General features: G+C 39.2%; 15 protein-coding genes and 1 tRNA gene. 6 read left to right on the top strand and 10 right to left on the bottom strand.

Annotation, left to right across the window (positions count from 1 at the left end):
- Positions 1-163: 163 nt before the first annotated feature.
- Positions 164-727, top strand: a complete 564-nt coding sequence (locus H9L23_RS25505) for a Crp/Fnr family transcriptional regulator (protein WP_187592918.1) — start codon at positions 164-166, stop codon at positions 725-727.
- A 109-nt stretch (positions 728-836) separates the two neighbouring features.
- Positions 837-1262, top strand: coding sequence for a DUF3800 domain-containing protein (locus H9L23_RS25500; RefSeq protein ID WP_187592917.1), 426 nt, complete (start codon positions 837-839; stop codon positions 1260-1262).
- A 462-nt stretch (positions 1263-1724) separates the two neighbouring features.
- On the opposite strand, the gene H9L23_RS25495 is transcribed toward H9L23_RS25500, so the two are convergent.
- From H9L23_RS25495 to H9L23_RS25475, 5 genes are all read right to left on the bottom strand, one after another.
- Entirely contained in the window at positions 1725-2615 is an 891-nt protein-coding gene (locus H9L23_RS25495) for a helix-turn-helix domain-containing protein (protein ID WP_187592916.1), read from the bottom strand.
- A 76-nt stretch (positions 2616-2691) separates the two neighbouring features.
- The gene (locus H9L23_RS25490) at positions 2692-3510 is read right to left on the bottom strand and encodes an SDR family NAD(P)-dependent oxidoreductase (RefSeq protein ID WP_187592915.1); all 819 of its coding nucleotides are present in this window, start codon (positions 3508-3510) and stop codon (positions 2692-2694) included.
- A 480-nt stretch (positions 3511-3990) separates the two neighbouring features.
- Positions 3991-5742, bottom strand: a complete 1752-nt coding sequence (locus H9L23_RS25485) for an RICIN domain-containing protein (RefSeq protein ID WP_187592914.1) — start codon at positions 5740-5742, stop codon at positions 3991-3993.
- A gap of 767 nt (positions 5743-6509) precedes the next feature.
- Complete coding sequence (locus H9L23_RS25480) at positions 6510-7169, bottom strand: hypothetical protein (protein WP_187592913.1); 660 nt, start codon at positions 7167-7169, stop codon at positions 6510-6512.
- Positions 7170-7548: 379 nt separating this feature from the next.
- Positions 7549-8028: a hypothetical protein gene (locus tag H9L23_RS25475; protein ID WP_187592912.1), complete on the bottom strand. Its 480-nt coding sequence runs from the start codon at positions 8026-8028 to the stop codon at positions 7549-7551.
- A 364-nt stretch (positions 8029-8392) separates the two neighbouring features.
- On the opposite strand from H9L23_RS25475, the gene H9L23_RS25470 reads away from it, so the two are divergent.
- Positions 8393-8806 carry a VOC family protein gene (locus tag H9L23_RS25470; protein ID WP_187592911.1) on the top strand — a complete coding sequence of 138 codons (414 nt, stop codon included), beginning with the start codon at positions 8393-8395 and terminating at the stop codon, positions 8804-8806.
- A gap of 157 nt (positions 8807-8963) precedes the next feature.
- Here H9L23_RS25470 and H9L23_RS25465 read toward each other — a convergent pair whose 3' ends face one another.
- From H9L23_RS25465 to H9L23_RS25455, 3 genes are all read right to left on the bottom strand, one after another.
- Positions 8964-9362, bottom strand: coding sequence for a hypothetical protein (locus H9L23_RS25465; RefSeq protein ID WP_187592910.1), 399 nt, complete (start codon positions 9360-9362; stop codon positions 8964-8966).
- Between the two features lie 216 nt (positions 9363-9578).
- Positions 9579-10235 carry a hypothetical protein gene (locus tag H9L23_RS25460; protein ID WP_187592909.1) on the bottom strand — a complete coding sequence of 219 codons (657 nt, stop codon included), beginning with the start codon at positions 10233-10235 and terminating at the stop codon, positions 9579-9581.
- Positions 10236-10303: 68 nt separating this feature from the next.
- A complete protein-coding gene (locus H9L23_RS25455) occupies positions 10304-11170 on the bottom strand; it encodes a hypothetical protein (protein ID WP_187592908.1) in 867 nt (288 codons plus the stop codon).
- Between the two features lie 151 nt (positions 11171-11321).
- On the opposite strand from H9L23_RS25455, the gene H9L23_RS25450 reads away from it, so the two are divergent.
- From H9L23_RS25450 to H9L23_RS25440, 3 genes are all read left to right on the top strand, one after another.
- On the top strand, positions 11322-11567 hold the full coding sequence (locus H9L23_RS25450; RefSeq protein ID WP_187592907.1) for a hypothetical protein: 246 nt from the start codon (positions 11322-11324) through the stop codon (positions 11565-11567).
- A gap of 185 nt (positions 11568-11752) precedes the next feature.
- Complete coding sequence (locus H9L23_RS25445) at positions 11753-12568, top strand: Ig-like domain-containing protein (protein WP_187592906.1); 816 nt, start codon at positions 11753-11755, stop codon at positions 12566-12568.
- Positions 12569-12904: 336 nt separating this feature from the next.
- Positions 12905-13186 carry a hypothetical protein gene (locus H9L23_RS25440; protein ID WP_187592905.1) on the top strand — a complete coding sequence of 94 codons (282 nt, stop codon included), beginning with the start codon at positions 12905-12907 and terminating at the stop codon, positions 13184-13186.
- A gap of 350 nt (positions 13187-13536) precedes the next feature.
- Here H9L23_RS25440 and H9L23_RS25435 read toward each other — a convergent pair.
- Both H9L23_RS25435 and H9L23_RS25430 read right to left on the bottom strand, forming a co-directional pair.
- Positions 13537-13610, bottom strand: a tRNA-Asn gene (locus H9L23_RS25435).
- Between the two features lie 198 nt (positions 13611-13808).
- A complete protein-coding gene (locus H9L23_RS25430; protein ID WP_187592904.1) occupies positions 13809-15374 on the bottom strand; it encodes a SusD/RagB family nutrient-binding outer membrane lipoprotein in 1566 nt (521 codons plus the stop codon).
- Positions 15375-15381: the final 7 nt, after the last annotated feature.

The following is a 15381-nucleotide window of genomic DNA, read 5'->3' as shown; positions in this document are numbered from 1 at the left end:
CCCTAATTTTCTTAACTTCTTAATGGTTAGAAATGATGTAAAATGTAAAGAGTCTGAAAGTCAGGAGACCGATGTCCGAAGTTAACATACAAGTAAAAAACCTAATTGCATCTTCTTGCCTTAGTGGTAAATAAAAAATACCCCTTATCTTTATCCCTCAAGCATGCACCACAAGTTAAGAGCTCATATAGAAAAGATAGTACCATTAACAGATGATGAATTTGCTTTTGTAGAGAAGCATTTTATCACCAGGAAATTCAAAAAACACCAGTTCCTCATTCAGGAAGGAGAACATGTAAAATACTCTTATTTTGTAGTTTCAGGACTTTTAAAACTGGTGCATACCGACGATTCGGGGAAACAGCATATCGTTTCGTTCGCCATGGAAGATTGGTGGGAAAGCGACTACCTGGCCTATTTTACTCAAAGCAAAGCAACCATGAGTTTAGAATGCCTGGAAGATACCGAAGTATGCTGCTTTACCCTTGAAGATTACCGTAAATTATGTGCAGGCCTGCAAAAGATGGAGCATTTTTTCCTGCAGAAAGCAAACTTTGGCCATATCGGATCTCAGCGTCGCATTTTATCATTACTCACCTCCAATGCCCAACAACGTTACGAACAATTGTTAAAACAATACCCTGCGTTGTTCCAAAGGGTACCTAAATCTTTACTGGCCTCCTATTTAGGTGTTTCGCGCGAAACTTTAAGCAGGTTTTCGGTTTAATGAAAATTGTAAAGTCCCAAGAGTGATATTGATGCCGTTCGAAAGGTATTATTAATATACGTCTGAAATTATTAGATTTATATACATAATAAACTAACTCTCAAAGTATATGCATATCATGTATGTTGATGAAAGCGGAGATCCAGGCAATAGCCAACACTCATCACCTCATTATATTCTTACCGGCCTGATTATTGACCAAGAAGACTGGAAAACCTGCCTTGATTTATTGAAAACGCTTAGAGCTAATATAAAAGCCTCTTATGGTCTTCAACCTCAAACAGAATTTCATGCTATGGAGATTTTTAGAACCAGTTCACCCGCATATAAAGCAATAAAAAAATATGATAGAATTAACATGTTAAAATTTTATGCAAATGAGATCCCGATCATTTTTTCCAATGCTAAAATCCTTAACATCTGTCTTAAAAAATCAGATCACCCACTTATTTTAAATTTCCAAAACTTGGCTTGGAACAGATTTTTTCCAGATATGATACTTATTTACGCAAAACGGTTAAAGATAAAGGAATAATAATCTGTGATGAAAGCAATGAAAATCAGCTTCGTAACCTACTCAGAAAAAGTCGGATTTATAATCCTGTACCATCTTTATTTGGAGGCACCTATAATGCTGTAACACAAAACATTATTGAAGACATTAGTCATAGAAAATCTTCGCTATCATTTTTTACACAAACTTGTGATGTTATAGCCCATTGACTATATAGAAAGGAGTTTCCGAAAGGTAGTTTACGCAAACAATCGGTTGAAACTATTTTTAATCTTTTAGATCCAATTTTACTCAAAGAAGCAAGTCATACGGATCTTCAGGGGATTGTGAGAAAATAAAAAAGCCCCGGTTTAAAACCGAGGCTCAAAATTTCTTTTGATTTGTTGCGGCCCTAAGTAGCTTAGGCTACCTCAAGTCGTCTTAATACAAAGATAACTAAATTTGAAACAACAATTACAAAACTCTTTGCTTTTATTCTCTCAATTAATTCAGCAACTGCTTTTTAAATACGTTCGGACTAATGCCTACTTCCTTTTTAAATAAACGCGAAAAATACGACAGGTTTTCAAATCCCAGCGCATAAGCAATCTCCGAAACCGATCTGTTCTCTCCTATCAGGCGGTTTTTCGCTTCGGATATTAAGTAAATATGAATATGTTCGAGGGCTGTTTTTCCGCTTTCCTGCTTCAACACATCAGATAAATAACCGGCAGAAATATTTAACCGTTCGGCCATATAATTTACAGAAGGTAATCCTTTACTCGCCAATAATCCGTTGGTAACATAATTATTTATCTCCTCGTTAAACCTGGTTACCGTTTTGCCCGAAACTTCTGTCCGGTTAAGGAACTGCCTTTTGTAAAACCGCTGACTGTATTTCAGCAAAGTGTCTACATTGGCTAAAATCAGCTCCCGGCTATACTCATCCTGGTTATTGTTATACTCGGTTTCAATTTTATGATAAAGTTCCCATACGGTGGCCTCTTCAACTGGCGAGAGGTGTAATGCCTCATTGGCCTCGTAATCGAAATAATGGTATTTTTTAATCACATCGTGCAGGATATGCCCGTTCAGGAAGTCTTCGTGGATAAAAATCAAAAAGCCATCTTCATCCAGTTCGAGGTTTTTCATTTCCACTAACTGGTTAGGCTTAAAAAACATCATCGAACCACTTTCGTGATCGTATTTAGTTCGCCAGTAAAGAATATGCCCCGCCAAAACCTTTTTAAAACCGATCATATAAAAATCGCTTGTAAAATCCCTGTCACCAATGGAACATTGACGGTTGCATTGGTAAATGCTAAACTGCGGGTGTGCTGGTGGCGGAAACCCATTTGCCTTGTGCAGCTCGATTAAACTTTTATAATGTTTCATTGCTTTAAGATGATAGCAGATACAAGCTACACAATTACCTGCATAGCTTGTACTTCATAAACTGTATTATGATTGATTAATGACCATGTGCATCGGCAGATACCGTTGCCCATTCTTCAAATTCGGCCAAACGCTCCGCATAAACCTTTTTAACCCCGGCATAAGCTATCTTCCCCAACAGGAAATGTAGAGGAGGGTTTTCGCTGTCGATCAATGCCAGTACTGCTGTCGCTGTAGCTTCCGGTTTGCCCCAGCTATCGGGTGTTGCACCTTCGGCAAATGCCTGTTTAATTGGCGCGTACACTTCCAGCGGTTCTGTTTGGAAAGCCGAAGCGCCCGACCAGTCTGTAGAAAAACCATTCGGTTCTATCAAACTCACATTAATGCCAAAACCTTTTACTTCGGTAGCTAGTGTTTCGCTTAAACCATTAACCGCATATTTAGAAGCATTGTATAAACCCAGCACCGGTAGCGTTACCAGGCCTAAAAAGCTCGATACCTGGATAATGTGCCCGCTTTTTTGTTCGCGCATTACCGGTATTACGGCCTGCGTTACCCAAAGCAGACCAAAAAAATTAGTTTCCATTTGTGCGCGGGCCTGTTGCTCAGTGGTTTCTTCAATCGCGCCAAACAAACCAAAACCAGCGTTATTAATCAGCACATCAATACGGCCAAAATGTTGTTTAACCTTATTTATTGTTGCAAATACCGCCTCCCTGTTGTTTACATCCAGCTCAAGCGGAAGTACAGCATCGCCATAAGTTTCAACCAGATCATTTAAATCTTTAGTATTTCTTGCAGTTGCGGCAACTTTATCGCCACGTTCTAAAAGGGCCTTGGCCCAGATTTTACCAAAGCCACGTGAAGCACCGGTAATTAAAATTATTTTTGACATTTTTTTTCTTTGTTAAATATTGATAACAAAGGTATTGGCCATGCCCGAAAGCAATTTATACAAAACACGGAAGTATTAGCACATTTTAAGGGAGGTAATAATCAAGTACATATTTCAATAGGTTTAAATGTATCAGCACATTTTTTTGGAGCGCAGTTTTTGTGCTTATGGGTTGGGTTCCGTCCTGCTGTTCGTCCAATCCTTTTGGGGAATTTGTACTTCAGTAAAAATAAACTTTTCCCAAAAGGGATTTCCCTGCCATCAGGGCTATTTAACAACGGCCTGGTTAAGCATTACGATTCCCGCCTACGCGGGAAAGACGACTTGCTAAAAAAACTAACCGTTCGAAATGGCAATCGGTCGATTAACCACCTGCTTTAAAAGCTATTAATCTGCGGGGGGGGATTTACATAAAAGGCCGCTACAATATGGTAATCGTAACGGCCTGATCTAAATTATTCAAACACCCTATAAAATGGTTTAAGCTTTAGGTATGTATTTCGACAATGGAAAATCTTTATACTGCCAGTGGAAATTTAACTGCTCTATCTGTTGTGCACTGTGGTATCCTGAAATATTTACCAGTTTAGGGTTAAATCCGTCGCTAAGATCGGCTGTAAAATAAGTGTTCCCCATGCTGCCGCCACCAGCGGTACTGGCTTTTTGGGTACTAAACCAAAGGCCATCTACATGGCGATTAAAGTAGCCGATTACATGGTTAATGTATTCACCAGTGCCAACAGTTAAAGTTTCTACCGAATTGCCGGCTTTCCCCTTTAACCCGTCAGAAGTTTCGCTTCCATCGTAAAATACTTCAAGGCCACACAATACGCCAGCTTCGGCATATATTTTTATTTTACTGATTACCCCATTCTCTTTCCCTTTAAACTCGGTTGTTTTATACGGTCCGCCAAATAACCCTGTAGTTTTACTGTTAACGGTTTCTTTATATGCTTCATGTTCCGGATCGAAATATTTCCAGAGTTTAGCCGGAAGTAAAAATTCGTCGAGTTCTGTACCGTATTGAGTCTTTACCTGGTTTTTACGTTGCTCTGCAGCATTTCCGGCAAGTTGTTTATAATTTTCGTCGCCAATCCTGTTCGAGGTAAACTTCCATTCCATTTTCCAGCCGTCGTAGGTATCAACCGCTTCCGAAACATGGGTATCGCGTGGAAATGTGCCTCTCCCTTCAATGGTATAATCGCGCCTGTCTTTTACGTGTGCCATCCTGAAATCCATTACGGCTTTTCTGCTTTTCTCTACCTCTCCACTATATTCTTTAATACTGGCTTTTAGTTTCCTGAGGTTATTCGCTTTAACCGCATCAGTGGGCTCAACACCATAAAGGTCTTTATATTTTGTTACCATCATGTGCCTGAGGGCAATCATTAAAGTACCTAAACCCACCAGGTAAGGCAGCACTTCTTTCGATTGTTTAAGAAAGTGAGGTTCTTTTGTAACAATATTCAAAATTACGGCTTCGATATTATTTCCTTTAAAACCGCTATTCGTATTAATTTCTGCCAGGCTTTTCAATTGCCCTTCCAGCATTTCTTTGAGCTGTTTCAGCTGCGCTTCTTTAATCAGCTCCCTGATCCGCGCATCCACATAAACCTTCATTTGCTCCCAGAGGTTGGCCAGCTTATCCTCCTTACTCCAAAAATGCTCAACAATAACTTTAAGCCCACCACCAACTTCGGGCAGTGCGCCAATAAGCCCCAAAGCTGCAGTGTGAGCCATTTCGTTAATTTCTATAAACGATGTCGGATTATCGTCGGCGGGCTGGTCTATTACAGCTACAGGTTTAAAAAGCTGGTTATCGGTTGTAGTTAAACGATGCTGCACCACCTCAGCGTTATCAGCTGTACTTAAGCCATATACATCCAGGTATTTGCCACTGTTGAGGTTCATAATGCGGTAATAACCGTCGCCGGCAGGTATAAACCTGAATTGCAGGTTGGCTTTATCACGTTCCCACTGCCAGAAAATCGGATGTGCCCCATCATCTTTAGAACTGTTATGTATGGCTAAAAACCGCTCTCTGTAAGGCGCCATTAAAATGAAGTGGAAGTTGTTTCCAAATTCAAACCGAAATTGCTGTTGTTTATTGTCGGGGTCGAATTTCATCTGGATCAATCCGGTTCCGAGATTGGTATTGGCAAAGCCAAGTGCCTTTGCACTATGCTTTGCAATCAGATAATAGCTCTGATTGGCTAAAGGTTTAAACGACATGTGGGATGGAATATTAAATTTGGTTAAATGTATTTAATTAAATTTCGGCAGGAATCATCATTAATGAGTAAATGCGAAATAGTAGAGATGTTATGATGGATGATGTATGATGGATGATGTAAGATGGACGATGTAAGATGGATAATGGAATAAGCACCCGGCTCTGTGTACTTTGCGGTTAAAACGGATGATGGAATAAGCACCCGGCTCCGTGTACTTTGTGCCCTTCTCTCTGTGTGCTTTGTGGTTAAAAACGGATGATTAAAAAAGGATAATGGAATAAGCACCCGGCTCTGTGTACTTTGTGCCCTTCTCTCTGTGTGCTTTGTGGTTAAAAACGGAAAATGTAAGATGGATAATGGAATAAACACCCGGCTCTGTGTACTTTGTGCCTTTCTCTCTGTGCGCTTTGTGGTTAAAAACGGATGATGGAAAATGTAAGGTGGATGATGGAATAAGCACCCGGCTCTGTGTACTTTGTGCTTTCTCTCTGTGTGCTTTGTGGTTAAAAATGGATGATGGAAAATGTAAGATGGATAATGGAATAAGCACCCGGCTCTGTGTACTTTGTGCCCTTCTCTCTGTGCGCTTTGTGGTTAAAAATGGATGATGGAAAATGTAAGGTGGATAATGGAATAAGCACCCGGCTCTGTGTACTTTGTGCCCTTCTCTCTGTGTGCTTTGTGGTTAAAAACGGAAAATGTAAGATAGATTTTTTGCCACGGAGACACGGAAAACACAGAGGATTTACTTCGTGGTCAGAACTATTAAATCCCATATAATTCCTTATTCGTTCTGATAAACTTTTCCCGAAGATCGCTAAAAGTTTCCTTTTGATTTTCAAAAAGCATATCTTCAGATACGATGGTTTTCATGATGTATATATTGCCTTGCCGCTCTCCAAAACAATAACCAGCAGTAGTTACACAAACAAAACAATCCGAACCATCATCAATTTTATTTTCAAGGCTACGATAAACAGCTTTCATATCTTCGCTTAAAACAGCGTAGCTAAAGCCCCTGTGTGTAGCAAAATAACGCTTGATCAGATCACCTGCCGAAGCCAAAAAATCCTTTGCAATCCGTTCTCTGTACCGTTTAAAAAAATGCGGTGAAAATATAGTTATAAATTCTTCCTCTATCGCTAATGCAACTGCATAAACACCTTCTGCACGAGTGTATAACCCATATACGCCGACAAGCGGATTCTTTTTACCACTTCTTTTCATAGCGGTAAATGTTAGGATAAAATGATTTTTCTTTATCCTGGTATAACAATCATAAGAATAGGCAAATGGATACCTGCTGGCTTTTAAAACCCTCCGCTTAAATTCTTTCTGGCAATAAAGGATTTTATTTTTAAGTGTAGGCAGATCATTGTATAACTCATTCTGAATTTCAGTAAAAGTCATTGAATGTACGATCATAAAACATTCGTTTAGGTAATTTAACACAGTTTATTGAACAGACCTTGCCGGGAGGATCAGCAACCTACCTAAAAGCTCCGGCGGCCCACCTAAAAGCTCCGGCAACCCACCTAAAAGCTCCGGCGACCCACCTAAAAGCTCCGGCAACCTACCTAAAAGCTCCGGCAACCTACCTAAAAGCTCCGGCGACCCACCTAAAAGCTCCGGCGACCCACCTAAAAGCTCCGGCGACCCACCTAAAAGCTCCGGCAACCCGGCTAGAAGCTCCGGCGACCAGGCTAATAGCTCTGGCGACCTACCTAAAAGCTCCGGCAACCCGGCTAAAAGCTCCATTAAATGCAACCCGGGGAACCAACCTGATACCCCGGGTTAAAATATACTAGATGATAGTATCAATCTTTTTGCCGCGACTTGGGAAACGCTGCTTCAGGTCATCGTATATGGCCTGCGTGCCCGGAATACCGGAGCGGCTTGCCCCTTTTATAGAGTGATAGATGATTAAAGCGGCTTCGTAAGCTTCGCCACCCGCTACCATCCCTGTATCTTCCATAGCCCGTATAATTGTATTGAGCTGCTGGAAAATACCATAAATATCAGAAGCGAGTTTATTGTCTTTTTTGGCTTCATTTAAATCAACGTACAGTGGTATTAAAGATGGATTCTGTGTGGCATACTCAAGCGTTTTGTTTACAAAGGCAATTGTTTTATCGCCCATTTTAAGGGTCGACATTCTTTCTTCTGAAGTTAAGCTGATTAATAAAACTGGCGCTAAAGCTGTTTTTAATGCTTCGAATGCAGCGGCAATGGCTGCTGATTGCTCTGGGGTGATTTCTGTCGAAATCTTGTTTTTAGAACTCATGATTAATGAATTTTAAGTTAGTATTAAGGTTAATTATAATCCTCTTAAAACTGCAAGCCTAAACCAATAGCAAAGCCGGCCATTGATGGGCTTGTAGCTGTAAATAAAATGTGGGATGAATTAACCATCATAACCATGGGATAGCTGGCAGATAATGGTGCTACGATATAGCGCTGATCGTGATTTAAATATAAGAAAATGACCGGAAAGAAAATATATTTTAATAAAATTTTTTAAGGGTTCAGCCACCTCAAACCATATCTGCCTCATCAAGTCGCATATAACCCCTTAACTTGTCGTTTTTGCACGTTAACACCCAAGGGTAAGGGCTGTATCTTTGAGTAAACTAAATAAGAAAACAAATATGGCAACTCAAATTTTTGTAAACCTGGCTGTTAGCGACCTTAACAAATCAGTAGAATTTTTCACCAAACTTGGTTATACTTTTAATCCGCAATTTACCGACGAAAAAGCAACCTGCATGATCATCAGCGATACGATTTATGTGATGCTGCTCACCAGAACCTTTTTCCAAACTTTTACTACAAAAGAAATTGTAGATACCAGCAAAGCAATAGAATGTTCTATCGCCCTATCGGCCGATAGTAAAGATGCGGTTAACGCAATGGTAGATAAAGCGGTAGCTGCAGGTGCTACCATACCAAACCCGGCTACAGATTATGGTTTTATGTACCAGCATAGCTTTGATGACCTTGATGGCCACCATTGGGAATATGTATGGATGGACCCGAACGGCATGCCTGAGCATCAGGGGTAATTTATATATAAATTATAAAGGGCAAGTAGCGGATTTTCGTGCTTGCCCTTTGATTTTCTATTTTGATACCAGCCACAGGCTTGCACCAGCAAAAGAGATTTTATTATAATTTAACCTTTAAAAATGATAAGCCAGTTAGTGAAAAATTGTTTTTACATTAATCATTTATTTTTATTTCAATTTCTTCTCTACATACAACATCCATAATGTTGTTCTGGCTAAGTACACGAAAGCTTCTAAGGTTTAGCATTTCGAGAGGATAGCTCTTCTCAGGTGCTATGAATTTAGTAAAACTACTCTCTTTACTAACTCCCAATAAACCCAACCATTCAAAATTATCCCCTTGAAAGAAAATTTCCTGTATCAATGAATACCCTTGTACATCTTTAAATGTGAATATAAATTCAGGTGACCCCCGCTTGTAATGTGCTAAAGTAATTTGAAGTCTCCGTTTTGGCATATCATATTCCATTTTATCAATCCCAAAATCGATATAGGTCGACTTTGGGAAATGCTCTTCCATATAACTTTTTAACTCACTTATTTCTAACCTCATATCATTTAATTATAGAATCTCCATTTCCCAATATTTTTCCATATTGAGTGCTAATTAGATAGTATTACGAATATAATAGGATTTTATGTATTCAAATTGGACCATTCAACAACTCAAAATTATTGGTTGACTTGTCATCATCATTTTGTTATCTCAGCAAATAATATATAGTGATAACATTTTTATTCCATTCATATACTAGCACTAGCAAAAGAATTACTTGCCTTTAGTAAACAAGAATTCTCTTCCCTGTGAATTGATCAGTATTAAATTATTGTGATCTGATTTAACCACTTTATAAGCCTCCGTTCGCGGTGGTTCAATCATGTTACGTTGTGGCTTAAGATCAACAAATACATCACTTCTCTTTTGTAGGAATCTACTGAAAGGGATAATTATACGGTTATAACCTATAAAATCAACAGTGAAATATTGGATTTTTTCAGCTTTATCCACCCGTAAACTAGTTTTTCCTTCCGACATTGAGTCTGCGGCAAAAACAATATTAAATTCTCCATCTCTTAAAGCAACCTGTACGCCATTCATCGGCGTTTTACCATCAAATGCCTGAACAAAGATACGGGTGTATCCGTAAAGCTCATTACTGGTGTTGATTTTATAGGTAGATGAATCTTTATCCTCTAACTTAAAATAGTTCAGGTATAGATGATCATTATCTATTCTAAATGATCCCTCTCCATATTTGTCGCTAACATGGCCAGTTGATTGATCTTTGAAACCCGAGCCATTAAAAGTCAGTGTCCGGGTGCCAGCATCTACGCCCGCGGAATAAACGTAAGTGCCTTTTATTTGGGCAAATGAGATTCCTGTCGTTAAAAACAGGATAACAGTAAGCGTATATCTGTTGAGCATATTACCTTTTTATGATTTTAATAAGAATGTGCTGGAATTTGGCCTTAGCCTCTCGCTAAAACAATTTGTTATTGCGAGAATTTAATCTTCTTAAAGTAGGCTTTCTTAATTTCAATCAGTATCACGCCATTGGCGCCTCTGGCGCCATATATTGCTGTTGCTTTTGCACCTTTTAAAATTTCTACTTTCTCGATCCAATCAGGCGATAGTTCATTCATCCTTAAAGCATCAAGTATACAGCCTTTTTTACCAGCATAAACATAGTAAAGTGGTGTTTGATCTAGCGAAATTGTTGAGATACCTCCCAGCATTATCCTGCGCTCAGCGGTTAACTTAACCACAATTTTGTCATTGATGTAAGTCTCTCCTTTCGAAAAACCCGCTAAATTAAAAATGAACTTACTAATCAAATCCTTATCATTCAAGCTAAGTTCAAATTTGCCGGTAGAGTCTGTTATGGCCAGCACCTTTTCATCTCCCTTTTTCCTGATTTCTACACCACTTAAGGGATTGCCATTTAAATTATCCACTACATTACCTATAATCACATTACTCAAAGTAGGCAGGTTGTGTGCTGCTTCAACGTATAAGGACAAAGATTTAGGATGTTGCTCGCTGGGCACTACAACAGGTTTTAAATTTTGTGCCTGGGCTGGGCTAATTACAAATGCGCCTAAAGCAAACGGCACCAGCCAATGCCAGCTAAGCCTTGAAGAAGGCAAAACAAGCTCCCGGTTTAGCTGACTGGCCAATACCCGTCCACATACATTCTCATTTTTATTTTTAAAGAATTGAATTAGTTCCTTATCGGATTTAGCTGATAGATCAAGAATGTTTTTATTACAACGGCTACAATGATGGTTCCCATCTGCACGTTCGATTTCATTCCATTGCTTTGTACAGGGATTGGTTAATACTAATTGTAAACTTTTCATGCTTTAGGTTTTAGAGAAGATGCAATAGCATACAATATTCCATAACACTGCCTTATTGTGTAATCGAAATTTAGAATTAATTAAACCCAATTTTCAACAGAAAAAACAATCCCCTTGTCACACAAAGATTTTTTCTGTGTCTTTTATCGATATGAATAAAGCCATTCCTTTTGCAATCCTATTATGTGCTTCCATCACTGAGAGTCTTTGGGCGCAACAAACCGTAAACCTGATCACCACGGATGTTGATCATTTCTGGCAGGCTTACGATAAAATCAATGCAACAAAAGACACCAGCGCACAGTTCACTTACCTCAACACCCTATTTCTGGAGAAAGCTACACCCGGCCAAAAGGCAATGATACAGGCAAGGAATTATACCCCAAAGATTACCTGAATGCCATTACCCAAAAGCAAACTTATTTTAATTCCATCCGATCTAATACGTTAAAGGCAAAAGATTATGCAGCCGCCATTGCGAAAAAAACCGACAGGCTGAAACAACTTTACCCGGCATTAAAACCAGCAGAAATCTATTTTACGGTAGGTGCCTTTAGAAGCGGCGGAACCACAACGGGTAAAATGGTACTGATTGGAAGTGAAATTGCCATGGCTAGCGAGCACCTTGACAATTTGGTTTTCACCAACGTTCACGAATATGTGCATACCCAGCAAAAAACAAACATCGGCGATAATTTATTGGCGCAATGTGTAATGGAAGGGGTTGCCGAATTTGTTTCCGAAAAAGTGATGGCCATTCCTTCTACCCTTCCTGCGCTTACCTATGGAAAAGCACATACCGAAAGTATTAAGCAGGTATTTACACTACAAATGTTCAATGCCGGAAATGGTTTTTGGCTATACAGCAATGCTGAAAATCAATTTGGGCTGAGGGATCTCGGTTATTATGTGGGTTATGCCATTGCCGAAAAATATTATGCAAAAGCAACAGATAAAGCCAGGGCAATTGCTGAAATGATTGAGCTCGACTACAATAATATGGAAGCCCTGGCTGCCTATGTAGATCAATCAGGTTATTTCGATCAAAGGGTTAAGCAATTAAACGACGAATATGAAAAGAACCGTCCGCTTGTGCTTAGTACCACACCCGAAAAATTATCAGATACTGGCGATACCCTGAACTATAAATTTAAAATCGTTTTTTCGAAACCCATGGATAAACGTTTCAGAAACTTTGATTATGGCCCCTTGGGTAAAGATAACGCTATGTTTATTAAAAATTTCACTGGATTTTCTGCTGACGGCTTCACTGCCGAATTCGATGTTCAGTTAAAACCGAACAGACAGTACCAAATTGTACTTGGAGAAGGTTTCAGAGATTTGAATGGTGTAAGGATCAAACCTTACCTGATTGATTTTAAAACCGGAGAAAAATAATGCTCAATAACTGAGTGTATTATTTCTTCTGCTGAACCAACTATATATCAGCTTAAATCGCTTTATAATCCTGATATGGCAAGAAACTTCTCGCCCAGCTCAAAAAAAAAGGCGATTAACTTTCTTTAGTCGCTTTAAAGCTCCCCTAACTGGGCAATTCCCGAACCAAATTATGGCCAAACAGTGGAATATTCAAAAAATGATCAACAATAAGACGAATATAATGTACGGAGGTGGTGGCGTATATATGAATGACAAAACCTCCACAACAATTACTCCCGAACAGATGAACATCATTATTGAAAATTATAAATTTGGCAGATTAAATTTAGGTTGATGAGTATATATACAAAACCCACGTTATTAGCTATTGCGGTTTTTATCGTAATAACTCTTATTTACTCAACATTTGAAGCCGAATCAGACGGTTTTACTTTAATCGGATTCCCTTTAACATTTAACAAATATACAGAAGGCAAAATAGATCCCTCTGATATTGGATTGGCGCATATCGGCTTTAATACCAGTAATTTTCTATTAGATATGCTTGTGTTATTGGTGTTCATTTGGGGATTTAATTTCATTTGGAAAAAATATTTAAAAAAACATAGTGTATGAAATTGATACCCATCGTAAATGTTTGCGGTTCACTAGTTCTCATCCGATTAATGGCCCCCTCTCAACCCTATCGGACCATGACTAATATAAACACCTTTAAAGCGTATGGAAAAACCAATCCATTTGACCCCTACCCGCCAATTCACTTACAGTCAGGCAAGTAAAACTTTACAACAATTTTATTTCCGTTGAGAGGGGTCAATGTACCCTTGTTTATCCAACTGTATCCGTAAAGAGAGATACGAACCCTAATAACTTCATATTAACGAAATTGAAAATAGAAATGTTCAAATTTTGTGCAAATAAAAAGCCCCACTCGGACAAAGTGGGGCTAACTGACCAATTATCAGCTCCCTCTGCTGGGCTCGAACCAGCGACCCTCTGATTAACAGTCAGATGCTCTAACCAGCTGAGCTAAGAAGGAGTGCTGGTTGTTTCCTAAAACGTGATAATATATACTTTTCAGTAAACTTACCCTTGTTCGTTTTGGGAGTGCAATATTAGCGCTTTTAAATTATTTATGCAAAAAATAAATCAAATATTATTTAAGAAAATGTCCCTCCGTTTTTAGCGGAAGAACATTTCTTTATTTTAAAACTGAATATCAGCCGGTTACCTGTTCCTATTTAACGATCCAGGGAGCGAGGTTAATATCATCTACACCGTTATACTGACGTTGCAATGCCACTTTAAGGTTATCGCCATTAGTCGTTCTTTCGATAGTGGTGTACTGAAAACGTTTCGGAATCCTTTGGCTGTTACCTGTACCAGGGCCCGTCAGGAATTGAGGGATGCCTGTTCTGCGGTATTGGTAGTAAGCTTCGAAACCTGAATTACGGAAATACGCCAGGTATTTTTGGGTAAGGATCTGTTTTAAACCATCGGCCGTATTGCCTGCATATTTAACCGCAACCTGTGCATAGTAATCGCTTTCGAACGAGAAGTTGATGTTATAAGTTTCGAACTCGCCAAGCTTGCCATCCTTTTTAAGGAAGGTAACTACATTACTTCCATCTTTAATGCCATAAAAGGCGATAGAAGCCTGAATGCCTTTTTTATACCAGCTTTCGGCATCGCCATTGGCCCAACCACGGTTAATACCTTCGGCTTTGATGAAACACAATTCCGGGTAAGAAATAATGAAAGTATTTTCGGCGGTATAACCACTGTAATACCTGTAGCGGCCAATAAGCGAATACAAACCTTTCTGTACTTTATCCAACATTATCCCCTGATCTTCGCCCGAGCTTGCACCAACAAAATTGCGGTAATCGGTAATCGCATATCCATTGGCTTCAGCTATTCCCCTTGCAGGTTCTGCTACCATGTAGGCGCGTGGATCTTTAAGGCCCGACAAGGTATTTAAATAAGTGCCAGCCATGTTATAGCGCAAAGCATCATTACCAAAATTGTCCTTATTGTTAGGGTATTTGTTAAAACTTTCGTTGTACACAAACTGAAGGTTATCGGCCATGCTGTCCATTACAGGGTATTTGGTAGGGTTATCCAATACGGCAGCAAACTGTTGTTTCACCTGCAGATCTGCATCATCAACCCTGCTGCTTAAATGGATCAACACCCTTAACTTAAAGGTATTGATCACTTTTTGCCAGGCCACCAAATCGTTTTTAAGGTAAATATCACCCTTTAGCTCTTTATTGCCCGCAGCAATTAAAGTGCTCAGGTTTTGATTAGCTTCTTCTAACCAAACCAACGATTGTTTAAAAACATCTTTTTGGGTATCGTATTTTGGCGTAAGGTTGGCCACGCCTTTTAAAGCCTCCGTCATTGGGATATCGCCTACCTTTAAACTCATTTTCACAAAGAAATAAGCTTTAAAGAATTTGGCCAGGGCCAGGTAAGGTTTGCCTACTTCGCCACCTAAACGGTTGGCTTCTTCTTCCATTTTACCCACGTTTTTTAATGTGGTATAATCTAATGAAGCGCCTGTCCAATCGTAATTGTTGGTTGCATAATAAAAATAATTTGCCGCGGTGTACTGGTTCCATCTTTCTGAACCCGAAAAAGGTGCTTCGTACATATCGTATAAAATACCATTCAGCACTAAGTTGGGCGGCACACTTTCGGCCTGGTTTGGATTTTTAAAGTTGTCTTCAAATTCTTTCTTACATCCGCCGCAAACTGCAACCATGATGAAGAGGAACAAAATTTTATATATCGTTTTCATAATCTTT

Origin of the sequence: Pedobacter roseus, from assembly GCF_014395225.1 — a bacterium.
GTDB lineage: Bacteria > Bacteroidota > Bacteroidia > Sphingobacteriales > Sphingobacteriaceae > Pedobacter > Pedobacter roseus.
This window is presented reverse-complemented; position numbering and strand designations above follow the sequence as displayed.